Source organism: Streptomyces sp. NPDC041108 (genome assembly GCF_055592645.1).
In genome coordinates this window covers 226,365-244,342 of record NZ_JBVIYK010000004.1, presented here as the reverse complement: position 1 = coordinate 244,342, position 17,978 = coordinate 226,365, and the positions used below count along the sequence as shown (strand labels likewise).

Annotated in this window: 18 protein-coding genes; 13 read left to right on the top strand and 5 right to left on the bottom strand. The window is 72.2% G+C overall.

Going from position 1 to position 17,978, the window contains the following annotated elements:
* Positions 1 to 37 precede the first annotated feature (37 nt).
* On the bottom strand, positions 38 to 394 hold the full coding sequence (locus ACZ6BB_RS14260) for a DUF1844 domain-containing protein (protein ID WP_013004919.1): 357 nt from the start codon (positions 392 to 394) through the stop codon (positions 38 to 40).
* A gap of 370 nt (positions 395 to 764) precedes the next feature.
* On the opposite strand from ACZ6BB_RS14260, the gene infC reads away from it, so the two are divergent.
* From infC to ACZ6BB_RS14210, 10 genes are all read left to right on the top strand, one after another.
* Positions 765 to 1,463 carry a translation initiation factor IF-3 gene (infC, locus tag ACZ6BB_RS14255; protein WP_471615734.1) on the top strand — a complete coding sequence of 233 codons (699 nt, stop codon included), beginning with the start codon at positions 765 to 767 and terminating at the stop codon, positions 1,461 to 1,463.
* A 131-nt stretch (positions 1,464 to 1,594) separates the two neighbouring features.
* Positions 1,595 to 1,789: a 50S ribosomal protein L35 gene (gene rpmI, locus ACZ6BB_RS14250; RefSeq protein WP_006374321.1), complete on the top strand. Its 195-nt coding sequence runs from the start codon at positions 1,595 to 1,597 to the stop codon at positions 1,787 to 1,789.
* A 121-nt stretch (positions 1,790 to 1,910) separates the two neighbouring features.
* Positions 1,911 to 2,294, top strand: a complete 384-nt coding sequence (gene rplT / locus ACZ6BB_RS14245) for a 50S ribosomal protein L20 (protein WP_057580434.1) — start codon at positions 1,911 to 1,913, stop codon at positions 2,292 to 2,294.
* A 280-nt stretch (positions 2,295 to 2,574) separates the two neighbouring features.
* A complete protein-coding gene (locus tag ACZ6BB_RS14240; RefSeq protein WP_471615502.1) occupies positions 2,575 to 3,420 on the top strand; it encodes a TrmH family RNA methyltransferase in 846 nt (281 codons plus the stop codon).
* 52 nt (positions 3,421 to 3,472) lie between these two features.
* Positions 3,473 to 4,609 (top strand): sensor histidine kinase, encoded by a 1,137-nt coding sequence (locus tag ACZ6BB_RS14235; protein WP_467348552.1) that lies wholly within the window; start codon positions 3,473 to 3,475, stop codon positions 4,607 to 4,609.
* 156 nt (positions 4,610 to 4,765) lie between these two features.
* Positions 4,766 to 5,887 (top strand): phenylalanine--tRNA ligase subunit alpha, encoded by a 1,122-nt coding sequence (gene pheS, locus ACZ6BB_RS14230; RefSeq protein WP_471615501.1) that lies wholly within the window; start codon positions 4,766 to 4,768, stop codon positions 5,885 to 5,887.
* Entirely contained in the window at positions 5,887 to 8,409 is a 2,523-nt protein-coding gene (gene pheT / locus ACZ6BB_RS14225) for a phenylalanine--tRNA ligase subunit beta (protein ID WP_471615500.1), read from the top strand. Before pheS ends, pheT begins: the two co-directional genes overlap by 1 nt.
* Positions 8,410 to 8,714: 305 nt before the next feature.
* Positions 8,715 to 9,638, top strand: coding sequence for a PP2C family protein-serine/threonine phosphatase (locus tag ACZ6BB_RS14220; RefSeq protein ID WP_471615499.1), 924 nt, complete (start codon positions 8,715 to 8,717; stop codon positions 9,636 to 9,638).
* A gap of 219 nt (positions 9,639 to 9,857) precedes the next feature.
* Complete coding sequence (locus ACZ6BB_RS14215; RefSeq protein WP_471615498.1) at positions 9,858 to 11,198, top strand: transcriptional regulator; 1,341 nt, start codon at positions 9,858 to 9,860, stop codon at positions 11,196 to 11,198.
* Positions 11,199 to 11,296: 98 nt separating this feature from the next.
* The gene (locus ACZ6BB_RS14210; protein WP_471615497.1) at positions 11,297 to 11,842 is read left to right on the top strand and encodes an NUDIX domain-containing protein; all 546 of its coding nucleotides are present in this window, start codon (positions 11,297 to 11,299) and stop codon (positions 11,840 to 11,842) included.
* A 27-nt stretch (positions 11,843 to 11,869) separates the two neighbouring features.
* Here the strand turns inward: ACZ6BB_RS14210 and ACZ6BB_RS14205 are convergent, their stop codons facing one another.
* Positions 11,870 to 12,127, bottom strand: a complete 258-nt coding sequence (locus ACZ6BB_RS14205) for a hypothetical protein (RefSeq protein WP_046916210.1) — start codon at positions 12,125 to 12,127, stop codon at positions 11,870 to 11,872.
* Between the two features lie 192 nt (positions 12,128 to 12,319).
* The gene (locus ACZ6BB_RS14200; protein WP_471615496.1) at positions 12,320 to 13,195 is read right to left on the bottom strand and encodes a 3-hydroxybutyryl-CoA dehydrogenase; all 876 of its coding nucleotides are present in this window, start codon (positions 13,193 to 13,195) and stop codon (positions 12,320 to 12,322) included.
* Between the two features lie 194 nt (positions 13,196 to 13,389).
* Between ACZ6BB_RS14200 and ACZ6BB_RS14195 the strand changes: the two genes are divergently transcribed.
* Positions 13,390 to 14,631: a glycoside hydrolase family 10-like protein gene (locus ACZ6BB_RS14195; RefSeq protein WP_471615733.1), complete on the top strand. Its 1,242-nt coding sequence runs from the start codon at positions 13,390 to 13,392 to the stop codon at positions 14,629 to 14,631.
* A gap of 99 nt (positions 14,632 to 14,730) precedes the next feature.
* Here ACZ6BB_RS14195 and ACZ6BB_RS14190 read toward each other — a convergent pair whose 3' ends face one another.
* Positions 14,731 to 14,928, bottom strand: coding sequence for a DUF1918 domain-containing protein (locus ACZ6BB_RS14190; protein WP_471615495.1), 198 nt, complete (start codon positions 14,926 to 14,928; stop codon positions 14,731 to 14,733).
* A gap of 101 nt (positions 14,929 to 15,029) precedes the next feature.
* Positions 15,030 to 16,019: a DMT family transporter gene (locus ACZ6BB_RS14185; RefSeq protein ID WP_471615494.1), complete on the bottom strand. Its 990-nt coding sequence runs from the start codon at positions 16,017 to 16,019 to the stop codon at positions 15,030 to 15,032.
* On the opposite strand from ACZ6BB_RS14185, the gene ACZ6BB_RS14180 reads away from it, so the two are divergent.
* Complete coding sequence (locus ACZ6BB_RS14180; protein ID WP_471615493.1) at positions 16,018 to 17,460, top strand: aminotransferase-like domain-containing protein; 1,443 nt, start codon at positions 16,018 to 16,020, stop codon at positions 17,458 to 17,460. The genes ACZ6BB_RS14185 and ACZ6BB_RS14180 overlap by 2 nt on opposite strands.
* 17 nt (positions 17,461 to 17,477) lie before the next feature.
* Positions 17,478 to 17,915, top strand: coding sequence for a GNAT family N-acetyltransferase (locus ACZ6BB_RS14175; RefSeq protein ID WP_471615492.1), 438 nt, complete (start codon positions 17,478 to 17,480; stop codon positions 17,913 to 17,915).
* Positions 17,916 to 17,978 lie beyond the last annotated feature (63 nt).

Below are 17,978 nucleotides of genomic sequence, written 5' to 3'. Positions count from 1 at the left end.
GGTACGGGGTCGGGTACTACCGGTACGGGCTCGGGTACTAGCCGTAGACCGGGCCCGTGTACTTCTCGCCCGGACCCTGGCCCGGCTCGTCCGGGACGACCGACGCCTCGCGGAACGCCAGCTGCAGCGACTTCAGACCGTCGCGCAGCGGCGCCGCGTGGAAGGAGCTGATCTCGGTCGCGGAAGCGTCCAGCAGACCGGCGAGGGCGGAGACCAGCTTGCGGGCCTCGTCCAGGTCCTTGTACTTGTCGCCCTCCTCCGTCAGGCCGAGCTTCACCGCGGCGGCGCTCATCAGGTTGACGGCGACCGTCACGATCACCTCGACCGCGGGGACCTCGGCGATGTCGCGGGTCATCGAGTCGAAGTCGGGGTTCTCAGGAGGGGTCTCACTCATGCCCCACACGATAGGCCCCGGCGCGTACGCCCCGACCTGCGGGAGGCCGCCGCACCTCGATTGGCACGCCGGGTTTCAACCCGGTATGGTGGTGTCAACGACCGGCTGGACACTTGTGTGCCCGGCCCGCAAGTGGAGGCTCCGAACTCCCACCTGACCGCCCTCCGGGACGGCAGGTCAACCGGTCAGACGGCCCCCACCGTTCCGTACGGACGGTGGAGCCGTCCGATACTGCGCCCCGCGGGACACCGCGGCGGTGCTCCGGCAGTACATGGAGCCCCGCCTGTGTCTCGTCCGGGGCATTTTTCGTGGCTCCTGACGGTTGGTCCTGATGTCAACCAGACATGACGCGGCGGTCCGCCAGACCGTCGTGTGGTGCTACCGAGGAGGATCCATCAGCGCCGAGCCCCGCATCAACGACCGGATTCGCGTTCCCGAGGTGCGACTTGTCGGTCCCAGCGGCGAGCAGGTCGGGATTGTTCCGCTTGCCAAGGCCCTGGAGCTTGCGCAGGAGTACGACCTCGACCTGGTCGAGGTGGCCGCGAACGCCCGTCCGCCGGTCTGCAAGCTCATGGACTACGGGAAGTTCAAGTACGAGTCGGCCATGAAGGCCCGTGAGGCGCGCAAGAACCAGGCGCACACGGTCATCAAGGAGATGAAGCTCCGGCCGAAGATCGACCCGCACGACTACGACACCAAAAAGGGTCACGTCGTCCGGTTCCTCAAGCAGGGCGACAAGGTCAAGATCACGATCATGTTCCGTGGTCGCGAGCAGTCCCGGCCCGAGCTGGGCTACCGACTGCTGCAGCGGCTCGCCTCGGACGTCGAGGACCTCGGGTTCGTCGAGTCGAACCCGAAGCAGGACGGCCGAAACATGATCATGGTTCTCGGTCCGCACAAGAAGAAGACCGAGGCGATGGCCGAGGCCCGTCAGGCGCAGGAAGCCCGGAAGGCGGAAGCGAAGGCCAACCCTGGCAAGTCGCAGAACGCCGCCGAGCACTCCGACGCCGAGCACTCCGACGTGGAACACGTCGAAGCGGCGCCGGCCGAGGAGCCTGCGGAGGCGTAAGTCCCCGGGACGCGAGTCCGGGGGAAGCCCTGGACACCCGTCCAGGGTGTCAACCGAAAGAAATGACGTTCCGTCGTGCCCGGTTTCGCGACCGGGCACCGGAGCGCCACTGACGAGGAGAGAACGGCGCTATGCCGAAGAACAAGTCGCACAGCGGTGCCAGCAAGCGCTTCAAGATCACCGGCTCCGGCAAGGTGCTCCGTGAGCGCGCCGGCAAGCGCCACCTGCTCGAGCACAAGTCGTCCCGCGTGACGCGCCGCCTCACCGGCACCGCCGAGATGGCCCCGGGCGACGCCGCGAAGATCAAGAAGCTTCTCGGCAAGTGACGCGGCGGCGCCTGACCGGCTGACCGGCCGGCCGCAGCGCGCCGTACGTACGTCAGGACCGGGACCCCATCGATTTCGGGTCGTGTGACGACAACCACGGCCCCGCTACAAGGAGTGAAAAGTGGCACGCGTCAAGCGGGCAGTCAACGCCCACAAGAAGCGCCGGGCGATCCTCGAGGCGGCCTCCGGCTACCGCGGTCAGCGTTCGCGTCTGTACCGCAAGGCCAAGGAGCAGGTCACCCACTCGCTGGTCTACAACTACAACGACCGCAAGAAGCGCAAGGGCGACTTCCGTCAGCTGTGGATCCAGCGCATCAACGCTGCGGCCCGCCAGAACGGCATGACGTACAACCGCCTCATCCAGGGTCTGAAGGCCGCGAACATCGAGGTCGACCGCAAGATCCTCGCCGAGCTGGCCGTCAACGACGCCACGGCGTTCGCGGCGCTGGTCGAGGTCGCGCAGAAGGCACTGCCGGCGGACGTGAACGCGCCCAAGGCGGCGTGACGCTCGCGCCGGCCTGAGCCGTGTGAGATGTGACCCGGACCCGCAGGTGCTCGCCGCCTGCGGGTCCGGGCTTTTTCCGGGTGCGTTGTCGGCTGCGGGGCCGCTGGGGCTTCTCGCGCAGTTCCCCGCGCCCCTGAAAGCAGGGGCTGCGGCCTGTGCTTCTCGTCTTCAGAGGCGCGGGGAACGGCGCGAGCAACCACGAACCACCCGCGCCCGCCGACGCTCGGCCCCCCGAGTTCTCAGGCGCCCATCCGCCCTCCACCCGATCCAAAGGTGACCAATGCCCGCCGCCCCTGAGTTGATCTCCCCGCGTTCCGCCCGCGTCTCCGCGGCCCGCCGGCTCGCGAGGCGGAACTTCCGGGGGAAGGACCGGCTGTTCCTGGCGGAGGGGCCGCAGGCCGTGCGGGAGGCCGCCGGGCACGGGGACACCCTGGTCGAGCTGTTCGCGACGGCCGAGGCCGCCGAACGGTACGCCGACGTCGTCGCACGGGCCCGCGCGGCCGGAGCCCGCGTGCACCTCGCCGACGAGACCGTCGTCGCCGACATCTCCACCACCGTCACCCCGCAGGGCCTCGTCGGGGTCTGCCGGTTCCTCGACACCCCGTTCGCGGAGATCCTCAACAGCCGGCCCAAGCTCGTCGCCGTCCTCGCCCACGTCCGCGACCCCGGCAACGCCGGCACCGTACTGCGCTGCGCCGACGCCGCCGGGGCGGAGGCGGTCGTGCTCACCGACGCGTCCGTGGACCTCTACAACCCCAAGGCCGTACGCGCCTCGGTCGGGTCGCTGTTCCATCTGCCCGTCGCCGTCGGCGTGCCCGTCGAGGAGGCCGTGGCGGGGCTCAGGGACGCCGGGGTGCGGATCCTCGCCGCCGACGGCGCGGGCGACGACGACCTCGACGCGGAGCTCGACAAGGGGACGATGGGCGGGCCCACGGCATGGGTGTTCGGCAACGAGGCGTGGGGGCTGCCCGAGGAGACCCGGGAACTGGCCGACGCCGTCGTACGGGTGCCGATCCACGGAAAGGCGGAAAGCCTGAACCTCGCGACCGCCGCCGCCGTATGTCTCTACGCGTCCGCCCGTGCACAGCGCGCCTTCGGAGGGTGCCGCACCGTCACGCCCAGCTAGTAGGGTGACGGGCTCGGGGGCCCACTGCAAACGCGAGAGGTGGGGTACGGGGATGAGGGTCGGCACGAGCGGCACACGGGAGGCACGGGACGTGCTCGCCCCGACGGCGGCCCGGCACGATGATCTCGCAGAGCTGGGCATCGACCCCGACGACCTCCCCGACGGACTGGTCGTGGCCGACGAGAACGGCCGCGTGATCTGTTTCAACGCCGCCGCCGCCCGGATCACCGCCACCCCCGCCGCCGACGCCCTCGGCCGCCCGCTGGAACGTGCCCTCCCCCTGGAGGACCTCGAAGGCCGCCGCTGGTGGCAGCTGACAGACCCGTACGGAGGGCTCGCCATCCGGGTCGGACAGCCCGAGCGGAACCTGCTGCTGCCCGGGGCGCGCGAGATCCTCGTCTCGGCCCGCTACCTCCGTACCGGGCCGACCGGACCCGTCCGGCGGGTGGTCGTGTCCCTGCGCGACACCGAGGCCCGGCGCCGCACCGAACGCAGTCACGCCGAGCTGATCGCCACCGTCGCCCACGAGCTGCGGTCGCCGCTGACCTCGGTCAAGGGGTTCACCGCCACCCTGCTGGCGAAGTGGGAGCGGTTCACGGACGACCAGAAGAAACTGATGCTGGAGACCGTGGACGCCGACGCCAACCGGGTCACCCGGCTCATCGCCGAGCTGCTGGACATCTCACGGATCGACTCCGGGCGGCTCGAAGTGCGCAGGCAGCCCGTCGACATCGGCGCGGCCGTCGGACGGCACATCCAGGCGTACGTCGCCGCGGGGCAGCCGGCCGACCGGTTCCTGCTGCGGATCGGGCAGCCGCTCCCCGATCTGTGGGCCGACCCGGACAAGATCGACCAGGTGCTGAGCAACCTGCTGGAAAATGCGGTGCGGCACGGCGAGGGAACGGTCACGATTGACGTCACGCCCACGGCGTCCCCCCGGGAGGGGGAGGACACCGGTACGTCGGTCACGGTGAGCGACGAGGGCAGTGGCATCCCGGAGGAGTCCATGAACCGCGTCTTCACCCGCTTCTGGCGGGGCAGCAAGCGCGGCGGCACCGGCCTCGGGCTGTACATCGTCAAGGGCATCGTCGAAGCCCACGGCGGCACCATCACCGTCGGACGCGCCCCTCTCGGTGGCGCCGAGTTCCGATTTACGTTGCCCGTGAGCGCTCCGGCCTACCTGGCCTGAGCAGCCTGCGGGCGCATCCGGACACCACCACCCCGTTAGACTCGGCCTTTGGCACCTTTGTGTCCTGCACACGGCCCTGAGCGCCGGGCACGGGGACATTCAGCCTGGGGGCACCTCCCAGCGGTAGCTGGGGGACAATCGGAAGCACGGGAAGAGATGTCGGCACCGAATAAGTCGTACGACCCTGTAGAGGTCGAGGCCTTGAAACCGGAAGAGATCGAGCGCATGCGGGACGAGGCGCTCGCCGCCTTCGCCGCCGCGGACTCCCTCGAAGCGCTCCAGGAGGCCAAGGTCGCCCACACCGGCGGCACCTCCCCGCTGTCCCTCGCCAACCGCGAGATCGGCGCACTGCCCCCGCAGGCCAAGGCCGCCGCCGGCAAGCTGGTCGGCCAGGCGCGGGGCGCGGTGAACAAGGGACTCGCCGCCCGCCAGAGCGAGCTGGAGGCCGAGCGTGACGCCCGGGTGCTGGTCGAGGAGGCGGTGGACGTCACCCTGCCGTACGACCGCGTACCGGCCGGCGCCCGCCACCCCCTCACCACCCTCTCGGAGCGCATCGAGGACGTCTTCGTGGCCATGGGCTACGAGGTCGCCGAGGGCCCGCAGGTCGAGGCCGAGTGGTTCAACTTCGACGCCCTCAACATCGGCCCGGACCACCCGGCCCGCGGCGAGGCCGACACCTTCTTCGTGCAGGGCCCCGAGGGCGGCACCGAGTCCGGTGTCGTGCTGCGCACCCACACCTCGCCCGTGCAGATCCGCTCGCTGCTCAGCCGCGAGCTGCCGGTCTACGTGATCTGCCCCGGTGTCGTCTACCGCACCGACGAGCTGGACGCCACGCACACCCCGGTCTTCCGCCAGGTCGAGCTGCTGGCCGTCGACGAGGGCCTCACCATGGCCGACCTCAAGGGCACCATGGACCACATGGTCCAGGCCCTGTTCGGCGAGGGCATGAAGACCCGGCTGCGGCCGAACTTCTTCCCGTTCACCGAGCCGTCCGCCGAGATGGACATGGTCTGCTACGTCTGCCGCGGCGAGTCCGTCGGCAACCCCGACCGCCCCTGCCGCACCTGCTCCAGCGAGGGCTGGATCGAGCTGGGCGGCTGCGGCATGGTCAACCCCAAGGTGCTCACCGCCTGCGGTGTCGACCCCGAGAGGTACAGCGGCTTCGCCTTCGGGTTCGGCATCGAACGGATGCTGATGTTCCGCCACAACGTCGAAGACATGCGAGACATGGTCGAGGGTGACGTCCGGTTCACCCGGCCGTTCGGGATGGAGATCTGATGCGGGTCCCGCTTTCCTGGCTGCGGGAGTACGTCGACCTCCCGGCCACCCAGACCGGCCGTGACGTCCAGGCCAAACTCATCTCGGCCGGGCTGGAGGTCGAGACGGTCGAACAGCTCGGCGACGGCCTCAAGGGCCCGCTCGTCGTCGGTCAGGTGCTGACCATCGAGGAGCTGACGGAGTTCAAGAAGCCCATCCGCTTCTGCACCGTCGACGTCGGCACCGCCAACGGCACCGGCGAGCCGCAGGAGATCGTCTGCGGCGCCCGCAACTTCGCCCTCGGCGACAAGGTCGTGGTCGTCCTCCCCGGCGCCGAACTGCCCGGTGGATTCGCCATCTCCGCCCGCAAGACCTACGGCCGCAACTCGCACGGCATGATCTGCTCCAGCGACGAGCTGGGCATGGGCGACGACGGCACCAAGGGCATCATCGTGCTGCCGCCGGAGACCGAGGTCGGCAAGGACGCCGTCGAGCTGCTGGAGCTGGTCGACGAGGTCCTCGACATCGCCGTCACCGCCAACCGCGGCGACTGCCTGTCGATCCGGGGCGTCGCCCGCGAGACCGCCATCGCCTACGGCCTGCCGCTGCGCGACCCGGCCCTCCTCGACGTCCCCGGCCCGAACGCCTTCGGCCACCCCGTCCAGGTCTCCGACCCGCTCGGCTGCGACCGCTTCACCGCCCGCACCGTCACCGGTCTCGACCCCGAGGCGCGCTCCCCGATCTGGCTCAAGCGCCGGCTGCAGAAGGTCGGCATGCGCCCGATCTCGCTCGCCGTCGACGTCACCAACTACGTGATGATGGAGCTGGGCCAGCCGCTGCACGCCTACGACCGCTCCCTCGTCCAGGGCACCATCGGCGTGCGCCGGGCCGAGGAGGGCGAGAAGATCGTCACCCTCGACGGCGTCACGCGGAAGCTGCACGCCGAGGACCTGGTGATCACCGACGAGCGCGGCCCCATCGGCCTCGCCGGGGTCATGGGCGGCGCCGAGACCGAGATCGCCGACCACGACGCCGCCGAGAACGGCGGGAGCGCCTCCACCGACGTCGTCATCGAGGCCGCCCACTTCGACCAGGTCGCCATCGCGCGGACGGCCCGCCGGCACAAGCTGTCGTCGGAGGCGTCCCGCCGCTTCGAGCGCGGCGTCGACCCGCTGGCCGCGGCCGCTGCCGCCCAGCGCACCGTCGACCTGCTCGTGCTCCTCGCGGGCGGCACCGCCGACGCGGGCGTCACCGAGGTGGTCGCCCCCTCCGCGCCGCACACCATCACCGTCCCGGCGGACCACCCGGACAAGGTCGCGGGCGTCCACTACGGCCGCGAGACCGTCGTACGCCGTCTCCAGGAGGTCGGCTGCGACGTGTACGGGACGGACGACCTGATCGTCACCGTGCCGTCCTGGCGGCCCGATCTCGCCGAGGTCAACGACCTCGCCGAGGAGGTCATCCGCCTGGAGGGCTACGAGAACCTGCCCTCCACCCTGCCCAAACCGCCCTCGGGCCGCGGCCTGACCCACCGGCAGCGGCTGCACCGCCGGGTCGGCCGGGCGCTGGCCGGCGCCGGGTACGTCGAGGCGCCGAACTACCCGTTCATCGGCGAGCAGGTCTTCGACCAGCTCGGTCTGGACGCCGACGACCCGGCCCGCCGTGTCGTCAGGCTGACCAACCCGCTCAACGACGAGGAGCCCGCGCTCCGCACGTCGCTGCTGCCGGGACTGCTGGGCGCGCTGCGGCGCAACGACGGCCGGGGCACGCACGACCTCGCCCTGTTCGAGACCGGGCTGGTGTTCCTCCCGCGTGCCGAGCAGCGCGTCGCCGTCGCGCCGCCGGTCGACCGCCGGCCCACCGACGAGGAGATCGCGGCGCTGAACGCCGCGCTGCCCGAGCAGCCGCGCCATGTCGCCGTGGTCGTCGCCGGGGCCCGTGAGCAGGCCGGCTGGTGGGGCCGGGGCCGCCCGGCCGACTGGGCCGACACCGTTGAGGCGGGCCGCGCCGTCGCACGCGAGGCCGGTGCCGAGCTGATCGTCCGCAAGGGCCGCTACGGTCCCTGGCACCCGGGCCGGTGCGCCGAGTTCGTGGTCGTCGCCGACGGCACCGAGCGGGTCGTCGGCCACGCCGGTGAGCTGCACCCCCGCGTGCTCAAGGCGCTCGGGCTGCCGGCCCGCACCGCCGCGATGGAGCTCGACCTGGATGCCGTGGAGCAGGTGGGGGACAGCACCCCGCAGGCGCCGCGCATCTCCTCGTTCCCGGTGGCCACGCAGGACGTCGCGCTCGTGGTCGACGCGTTCGTGCCGCACGCCGACGTGGAGGCCGCGCTGCGCGAGGGGGCGGGCGAGCTGCTGGAGGGCATCCGGCTGTTCGACGTCTACGAGAACGCGGAGCAGCTCGGTGACGGGCGGAAGTCGCTGGCGTACGCGCTGCGGTTCCGTGCCGAGGACCGGACGCTGACCGTGGACGAGGCCTCGGCGGCCCGGGACGCGGCGGTCGCCCTCGCGGGCGAGCGCACGGGCGCGGTGCTGCGGAGCTAGGGGGCCTTCCTCGCGTCCCTGGTGCCTTCCTCGCGTCCCTGGACGGATGCTCGGCCATCCGTCCGGGGACGCCCGGGGGCACCTCACTCGTTCGGGTGAGAATCCCGGGTGGGCTCCCCGGTCGGGGCGGGCAGTGGACAGAATCGGACCGGCCTCTCTGGGGCCTACGCGCTGTCCGGGCCTGATGGGGGGCCAACGGCATGATTCGAGTCAGGGCTGGGCTTCCTCGCAGGACATGGTCCCGGGGACGCGGGCTGTTCGGTCGGCGGTCCGCCCGTGTCGGGGCCCGGGTCGCCGGTGGTGCCGTGTGCCTCGCGGCCGGCACCGGGCTGCTGCTGCACGTCAGGCGGGTGATGCTGCGGGAGACGCGGCAGGCCCGCGAGGCCGCGGCCGCCGTGCGCAGCGCGCTGCTGAGGCCGCTGCCCGCACGGATCGACGGACTGGCCACCGCCGCCGCGCTGCTCTCCGCCGACCGGGGCACGAGGGTCGGCGGCGACCTGTACGAGGTGATCCCCACCGAGCACGGCGTCCGGGTGGTGATGGGCGATGTACGGGGGCACGGCATCGCCGCCATCGGCACCGTCGCCGCCGTGCTGGCCGGCTTCCGCGAGGCCGTCCACGACGAGGCCGAGCTGGCCGGGGTCCTCGCCCGCCTCGACCGCGCCCTCGCCCGGCATCTGCGGGACCGCGACCGCGCCCGTGCCGGGAACACCGCGGACACCGAGGACACCGAGGACTTCGTCACCGTCCTCCTCCTGGAGATCGCCCCCGACGGCGCCCTCCACGCCCTGAACTGCGGTCATCCGTGGCCGTACCTGCTCGGTGTCGGCCGAGCGACACCGCTCGCCCGCGCCGACCCCATGCCCCCGCTCGGGCTCTTCCCGCTGCCCGCCGAACTCCCGGTCACCGCCTGCGGCCGACTCCTCCCGGGCGAGGCCCTGTTCCTGCACACGGACGGCGTGGAGGACGCGAGGGACAGCCAGGGCCGCTTCTTTCCCCTGGCGGTCGCGCTGACGGAAGCCGTCCGGGGCCGCCCCGTCCTGCCCCGGGCGGTACTCCGCGCGGTGTTCACCCGACTCCTCCGTCACGCAGGGGGACGGCCCAAGGACGACATCGCGATACTGGTCCTTCGCAACGAACGTCCGCTCACCCTCAGGGGAGCGCGGAACGGCGCGACCGGCCAGGGACGCCCCGCGGCCGACAACTCGCCGCTCGCTCCCGCCCCTTAGGGCCCTCACGCGGAGCGGAGCGTCCCGGCAGGGCCACCGCACTGTACGAGGGGGAGCCGGCGGCCCGGCCGGCCTCTTGCGAGGCATTTCAGTCAACCGGTCCGGAACTCTCCGCGACAGCGCGCGCACCGTCCGAATCCGGGCATTCCTTTCACACCCCGTGTGAAACGGGAGGCGCTACGCTGCGATGCGCCGGCACCGAGCCACCGGAGGGCCTCCATGCAGCCCAACACCCTGCTCGACGCGATCCTCGACGAAGCCGGTATCTCCCACGCCGGTCTCGCCGCCCACGTCAACCAGGCGGGGCGGGCCCGGGGGCTCGCCCTGAGATACGAACACACCGCCGTGGCCCGGTGGTTGAAGGGCCAGCGGCCGCGCGGCCAGGTGCCCGACCTGATCTGCGAGGTGCTCGCCGGACGGCTGCGCCGGGCGGTCACCCTCGACGACATCGGGCTCGGCGTGCCCGGCGAGCCGGTCTCCTCGCACGGAGCCGGGCTCTCCGGGTTCGTGGAGCGCGCCACCGCGCTGTGGCGCTCCGACGAGCAGCAGCGCCCGCACGTCCTCGGTGCCCCCGCCGTCACCGGCACGCCCGCCGTGATGCCGGTCTGGGAGTGGGAGAACCCGCCGGAGGACGTCGACGTGTCCCGCGGCGGACGGCATCACGTGAGCATGGCCGACATCGAGATGCTGCGCGCGGCCCGTACGCACTACGAGCAGATGTACCGCAAGGCCGGCGGTGTCGCCACGCGCACCCGGATCGTCGGTTTCCTCAACGCGGAGGCCGCACCGCTGCTGCGGGGCAGCTACACCGACGCCACCGGGCGCCAACTGCACCGGGCCACCGGGGGGCTGGTGGCCATCGCCGGGATCTGCGCGTACGACTCCGACGCCCACGGGCTGGCCCAGCGCTACTTCCACCAGGCGCTGCGGCTGGCGAAGGCCAGCGGGGACCGGGGGCTGGGCGCCTATGTGATCGCTCTCCTCGTCAACCAGTCGCTGTTCATGCGGGAGCACCGGCAGGCCGTCGCCTTCGCCGAGGCGGCGCTGCGCACCGCGGGCCGGCACATCACCCCCGCGCTCTCCTCCGACCTCTACGCGATGCAGGCGAAGGCGTACGCGCACCTGGGCGACGGTACGAGTGCCCTGTCCTGCATCCGGCGGGCCGAGCAGGCCGCCGAGCACATCCGGCGCGGTCATGAACCCGATGAGACCGGCTATGTCCAACCCGGCCTGGTGAACGTACAGGTGGCGGAGGCACTGCTCAGCCTCGGCGATCTGGCGGCCGCGGCGGAGCACGCGGCGGCGGCCGTCGGCACCCCGGCGCACGACCGGGGGCGGGTGCACCGGCTCGCGATGCTCAGCCAGATCGAGCTGCGCCAGGGCAACGCGGACAAGGCGGTGGCCACCGCCGTGGAAATGGCCGAGCGAGCACGGGGAATGGAGTCCATGCGCCTGCGCGACAGACTGCGGGCGGTGCGCGAACACCTCGTGCGCAGCGGCTGCGCGAGGACCTCCGAAGCCGCCGAACTCATCGACGGAGCACTGCGCGTACCGATCTGACGCGGTGCCCGGGGCGCGGCCGTGCACCGGCTGTGCGCCTGCTGTCCCTCAGCTCCTGCTGCGATATTGCCACTTACTCGGCGGAAGGTGGCAGAGCCATGCAGTGGGCGAAACAGAGCGAACAAACTGTGTACTCGAACCGCTGGTTCAGCGTCAATCTCGCAGATGTCGCGTTGCCCGACGGGCGACACCTCGATCACTTCCTGATACGGCTGCGGCCCGTGGCCGTGGCCACCGTGATCAACGAGGCCAACGAGGTGCTGCTGCTGTGGCGGCACCGCTTCATCACCGACAGCTGGGGGTGGGAGCTCGCGGCGGGCGTCGTCGAGGACGGCGAGGCCGTCGCCGAGGCCGCCGCCCGCGAACTGGAGGAGGAGACAGGATGGCGGCCGGGACCCCTGCGCCATCTGATGAGCGTCGAGCCGTCCAACGGGCTCACCGACGCCCGGCACCACATCTACTGGGCCGACGAGGGTGCGTACGTCGGCCATCCGGTGGACGACTTCGAGTCGGACCGCAGGGAATGGGTTCCCCTCAAGCTCGTTCCCGACATGGTCGCCCGCGGCGAGGTCCCGGCCGCCAACATGGCGGCCGCCCTGCTCCTGCTGCACCACCTGCGTCTCGGGCAGGACGCCAGGCACTGAAAGCCTCCGGGCGTCCCGCCCCGGGGCCTAGCGGCCCAGCGCCTGCCAGACGGACACCACCAGGGCGCCCAGGGCCGTGAGGGCCGCCACCGCGGGCAGGGGCCAGCGGGCGTGCTCCAGGGTGACGACCCGGGTGTTCAGGTCGTCCAGTTCCTTGGCGCTCTGTTCGGCGCGGTGGCTCAACAGGGTCAGCCCTCCTTCGACGCGTGTGTGCGCCACATCCAGGCGGCGGCGTAACTCTGCGAGTTCGCCGTGGTGCACGGGATGCTCGGGGTCGATGGCCACGAGTCCGCTCCTCTCTGTAGTCGTTCCATCCCTTGCATGCGCACGTACAGTCAACTCGCCTGGTGGACAGGTGGGGAGAGTGTGCGAACGGCATATGCGTGTCCGCCGCGCACACGGTGTGTGAATGCGACGGGCCCGGCACCTTTCCAGGTACCGGGCCCGTGGGCACCGAAGGAGGCTGACCGTCCGTAGTCAGGCGTACGAGTAGAAGCCGGACCCCGTCTTCCGGCCGAGCCGTCCCGCGTCCACCATGCGCTGCAGCAGCGGGGGAGCGGCGTAGAGCGGCTCCTTGTACTCCTCGTACATGCTGTTGGCGATGGAGACGATGGTGTCCAGGCCGATCAGGTCGGAGAGCTTCAGCGGCCCCATCGGATGCGCGCAGCCCAGCTCCATGCCGTTGTCGATGTCCTCGCGGCCCGCGATGCCCGACTCGAACATCCGGATCGCGGAGAGCAGATACGGCACGAGCAGCGCGTTGACGACGAAGCCCGAGCGGTCCTGGGCACGCACACTGTGCTTGCCGAGCACCTTCTCGGCGAACAACTGCGCCCGGCTGAGGGTGCCCTCGGAGGTGGTGAGCGCCGGGATCAGCTCGACGAGCTTCTGCACCGGGGCCGGGTTGAAGAAGTGGATGCCGATGACGTGGTCGGGCCGCGAGGTGGCGACCGCGAGCTTCACCAGCGGGATGGAGGAGGTGTTGGAGGCGAGGATCGCGTCGGGGCGGGTCACCACCTGGTCGAGCACCTGGAAGATCTGCGTCTTCACCTGCTCGTTCTCCACGACCGCCTCGATGACGAGGTCGCGGTCGGCGAACTCGCCGAGGTCGGTGGTGAAGCCGAGGCGCGCCTGCGTCCCGTCCCGCTCCGCCTCGGTGATCTTGCCGCGCTCCGCCGCCTTGGACAGGGAGTTGAACAGCCGGGTACGGCCGATCTCCAGAGCCTCGCCGCTGGTCTCGGCGACCTTCACGTCCAGTCCGGCGCGGGCGCACACCTCGGCGATGCCCGCTCCCATCTGGCCGCAGCCCACGACTCCGACTCGTGCGAGATCTCCCGTCGGGAAGTCCGTCACATCGTCCCTTTCACTGGTCCACGTGCCTGGCAGATACCCCTGGTTCGGTCCTGCGCCAAACCCGCACGTTACCCGTGACGTCTACTGATCAGTATTCCGGGTGTCCCGTGGAAGGCTGGCCGGGACCGGTCCGCGACGCGGCGGACACGCGGGAAGCGGGACGCGGAGGTACGGCCATGCATCGAAAGCCACGCATGTCACGACGGGCGTTCTGGGCGACCGCGGCGGCGACTCTCGTGGCGGCAGGCGGTGCGGCGGCCGGTACCGCCATCGCCGGCGGGGAGCCCGGCCCCCGCCGCAGGGCGGCCGAGGGCGAGCTGCGCGGCATGTGGCTGGCCACCGTCCTCAACCGGGACTGGCCCTCCGCACCCGGCCTGCCCGCCCGCGAGCAGCGCGCCGAACTCCGCACCCACCTCGACACCGCCGTGGCCCGCCGTCTCAACGCGGTGATCTTCCAGGTCCGCCCCACCGCAGACGCGCTCTGGCCCTCCCCGTACGAGCCCTGGTCCCAGTACCTCACCGGCACCCAGGGCAAGGACCCCGGCTGGGACCCCCTCGGCACGGCGGTCGAGGAGGCCCACGCGCGGGGCCTGGAACTGCACGCCTGGTTCAACCCGTACCGGATCGCCGTCCACTCCGACCCGAGCCGTCTCGTCGCCTCGCATCCGGCCCGGAAGAACCCCGACTGGGTCGTCCCCTACGGCGGCAAGCTCCACTACAACCCCGGCATCCCCGCGGTCCGCGCCTTCGTGCGCGAGGCCATGCTCGACGCCCTGCGGAAGTACCCGGTCGACGCCGTGCACTTCGACGACTACTTCTACCCGTATCCGGTGGCCGGCCAGGTCTTCGTCGACGACGTGGCGTACGACCGGTACGGCGGCGGCTTCCCCAACCGGGCCGCCTGGCGGCGCGACAACATCGACCGGCTGGTCCGGGAGACCGCAGCGGAGATCAGGACGATCCGCCCCGGCACACAGTTCGGGATCAGCCCCTTCGGGGTGTGGCGCAACGCCGAGACCGACGAACGGGGCTCGGACACACGGGCCGGCGTACAGACGTACGACGATCTGCACGCGGACACACGGACCTGGGTCCGGGAGAACTGGATCGACTACATCGTTCCGCAGCTGTACTGGCACATCGGCTTCGCGGCCGCCGACTACGCCGAGCTGCTGCCCTGGTGGGCGGAGACCGCCCGGGGCAGCGGGACGCGGCTGTACATCGGGGAGGCCCTGTACAAGGCGGGTGACCCGGCACAGCCCGCGGCCTGGCAGGACCCGGCCGAGCTGTCGAGACACCTCACCCTCGCCCGCGACGTCCCGGAGGCGCGCGGACACGTCTTCTTCTCGGGCAGGGAGGTCGCGGCCGACACGATCGGCGCGATGGCACGCGTGGTCGCCGACCACTACCAGCGGCCGGCGGAACCACCGCGCTGACGGGACCGGGCGGGCGGCCCCGGTCCCGGTCCCGGAGAACGGGACCGGGCGGGCGGGGCCAGGGGGGTGGCCCGGAGAACGGGACCGGGTGGGGACCTGTTACCTGGGGTCTCCGGGGTGACGGACGACCGTGTCCGGGCCCGGAGACATCAGCGCCTCGTGCCCGTCGTCCTCGAACCGGACCCGGTAGGGCGGGTTGCCGTCGTGGCCGAGCACTTCCAGGACCTGTGCGGTCCGGTCGTGGTGCCCGACGGTCCTGCCGTGCACCAGCAGGGTGTCGCCTACAGCTGCCTGCATCGGGGGCCTCCTCGTCTCGCACGGGAGTGGCGTTCCGTGACCGCAGTCTAGTGCGGGCGGCGCCGGTTGGACCGGTGTGCGCGACGGGCTCCCAGACGTCCTCAGGCGGAGGAACGCTGGGTGACCGCGATGCAGACCAGCACGGCGGCGGCCGTCAGGGGAGCGGCCGGGGTGAGCTGCTCGCCGAGGAGCAGCACCGACCACACCAGTGTGAGCAGGGGCTGCGCCAGCTGCAACTGGCTGGCCTTCGGTATGCCGATCGCCGCCATGCCCCGGTACCAGACCACCAGCCCCAGGAACTGGGACCCGGCCGCCACCCACAGCAGCCCGGCCACGCCGTGCGCGCTCAGCCGGACCGGCTCGTGGGTCAGGGCCAGCAGGGCTCCCGGCACGCTCAGCGGCAGACACAGCACCAGGGCCCAGCCGATGACCTGCCAGCCGGGTATCACCCGGGCCAGTCGGCCGCCCTCGGTGTAACCGGCCGCGCAGACCAGCAGGGCGGCGAAGAGGTACAGGTCGGCGGTGGTCAGGGCGCCGCCGCTCTGCGTCACGGTGAAGGCGATCACGGCGGCGGCCCCGGCGAGGGCGGCGGCCCAGAAGGTGCGCGAGGGGCGCGTACCCGTGCGCAGTGCCGAGAGCAGCGCCGTCGTCAGCGGCAGCAGGCCGACCACCACGGCGGCGTGGGCGGTGGTCGAGGTCCGCAGCGCGAGCGTGGTCAGAAGGGGGAACCCCAGGACGACGCCGGCGGCCACGACCGCGAGCCCCGCCCAGTGCCGGCGGGCGGGCGGCCGCACCCGCAGGGCCAGCAGACAGCCCCCCGCGGCGACGGCGGCGAGGACACAGCGCACGGCGACCAGCGACCAGGGGCCGAAGCTCTCCAGGCCCCAGGCGGTGGCCGGGAAGGTGAGGGAGAAGGCGGTGACACCGAGGGCGGCCTGGAGGGTGCCGCCCGTGCGGGTACGGGTGCGGGGGACGGTCGCGGTGGTCCCCGGCGCCCGGGTCCCGGCGGGCCCCGGGCGTTGCCCACCGGGCTGCGGGCCGCGGTCCACCGCTACTGAATCATCGGCGATAGCGCTACTCTCTGCTCTCATGCATGAGCGTAGCAGTGGTGCGGAACTGGCGGAACAGCTGAGGAAGGAGCTGGACCGCTACTCTCCCGGTGGAAAGCTGCCGTCGAGTCGGGCGCTCGTCGAGCGCTTCCGGGTGAGCCCGGTGACCGTCTCGCGGGCCCTGGCGCAACTGGCCGCCGAGGGGCTCGTGGTGACCCGGCCGGGGGCGGGCGCCTTCCGGGCGCGGCCGCGCGAGAGCGGGGCGCCGGCGGGGGACACCTCCTGGCAGGAGGTCGCGCTCAGCGCGGACGGCGGCGCCGAGCCGTCGCCCCGCACGGTGGACGCCTCCGGGGTGCTGGTCTCCCTCGCCTCCCCGCCTCCCGGTGTGATCGAGTTCAACAGCGGCTATCTGCACCCGTCGCTGCAACCGGAGCAGGCCATGGGCGCCGCCCTGTCGAGAGCCGGGCGGCGGCCCGGAGTGTGGGCCCGGCCGCCGGTCGAGGGCGTACCGGAACTGCGGGAGTGGTTCGCGCGGAGCATCGGCGGGGCGATCACCGCGGCCGAGGTGATCGTCGCGGCGGGCGGCCAGTCCGCCCTGACCACCGCCCTGCGCGCCCTCGCGCCGCCCGGAGCGCCGGTACTGGTCGAATCGCCCACCTATCCGGGCATGCTGGCGATCGCGCGGGCGGCCGGGCTGCGGCCCGTGCCCGTGCCCGTGGACGCGGACGGGGTCAGGCCCGCCCTGCTCGCCGACGCGTTCAAGGCGTCCGGGGCCCGGGTCTTCGTCTGCCAGCCCCTCTTCCAGAACCCCACCGGCGCCGCCCTCTCGGTGGAGCGCCGGGGTGAGGTGCTGCGGATCGCCCGCGAGGCGGGGGCCTTCGTCGTGGAGGACGACTTCGTCCGCCGGCTCGTGCACGAGGACGCCGGCCCCCTGCCCGCGCCCCTGGCGGCCGAGGACCCCGACGGCGTGGTCGTGCACGTCTCCTCGCTCACCAAGGCCACCTCGCCCAGCTTCCGGGTGGGCGCCCTGGCCGCCCGCGGGCCGGTCCTGGAACGGCTGCGCGCCATCCAGGTCGTCGACACCTTCTTCGTCCCCCGCCCCCTCCAGGAGGCCGCCCTCGAACTGGTCGGCTCACCCGCCTGGCCCCGCCATCTGCGCGCGGTCTCCCGGGAGTTGCGCAACCGCCGCGACGCGCTCACCACCGAGCTGCGGATGCGCCTGCCCGAACTCGCCCTGCCCCACATCCCCTCCGGCGGCTACCACCTGTGGCTGCGCCTGCCCGACGGCACCGACGAGCCCGACCTGGTCGCCGCCGCCCTCCGCGCGGGTGTCGCCGTCACCCCCGGCCGCCCCTACTTCAGTGCCGAACCCCCCGCCGGACACCTGCGGTTGAGCTTCGCGGGTGTCGCGGGGGCGGGCGAGATCGCGGAAGGGGTACGGCGGCTGGCGACGGCCGTAAATTGGTCGACAGCGGGCCTGTGACCTGCGAACGTCCAGCCATGAACGACGAGCCGGCCCTCCCCGGGGGCTACGAGATGTCCGACGACCCCGACCGCCTGGACGTGGCCCGGGTTCACCACTGGCTGTCCACCGACGCGTACTGGGCCCTCGGCCGCCCCCGCGAGAAGCTGGAGAGCGCGATCCGCGGTTCCCTCAACTTCGGTGTGTACGCGGAGGGTTCGGGGGAGCAGGTCGCGTACGCCCGGGTGGTGACCGACCGGGCCACGTTCGCCTGGCTCTGCGACGTGTACGTCGACCCGTCGGTGCGCGGGAAGGGGCTGGGCACCGCCATGGTCGCGGCCGTCCGTGACCACCTGCGGCGGTACGGGCTGCGGCGCGTCCTGCTCGCCACGCACGACGCGCACGGGGTCTACGCCAAGCTCGGGTTCGAGCCGCTGGCCGAGCCCGACCGGTGGATGGCGCTGGTGTCCGAGTGAGGCCCGGGCGTGCGGACGAGTGCGTCGGGTGCGCGGACGAGTGTGTCGGGTGCGCGGCGCGAT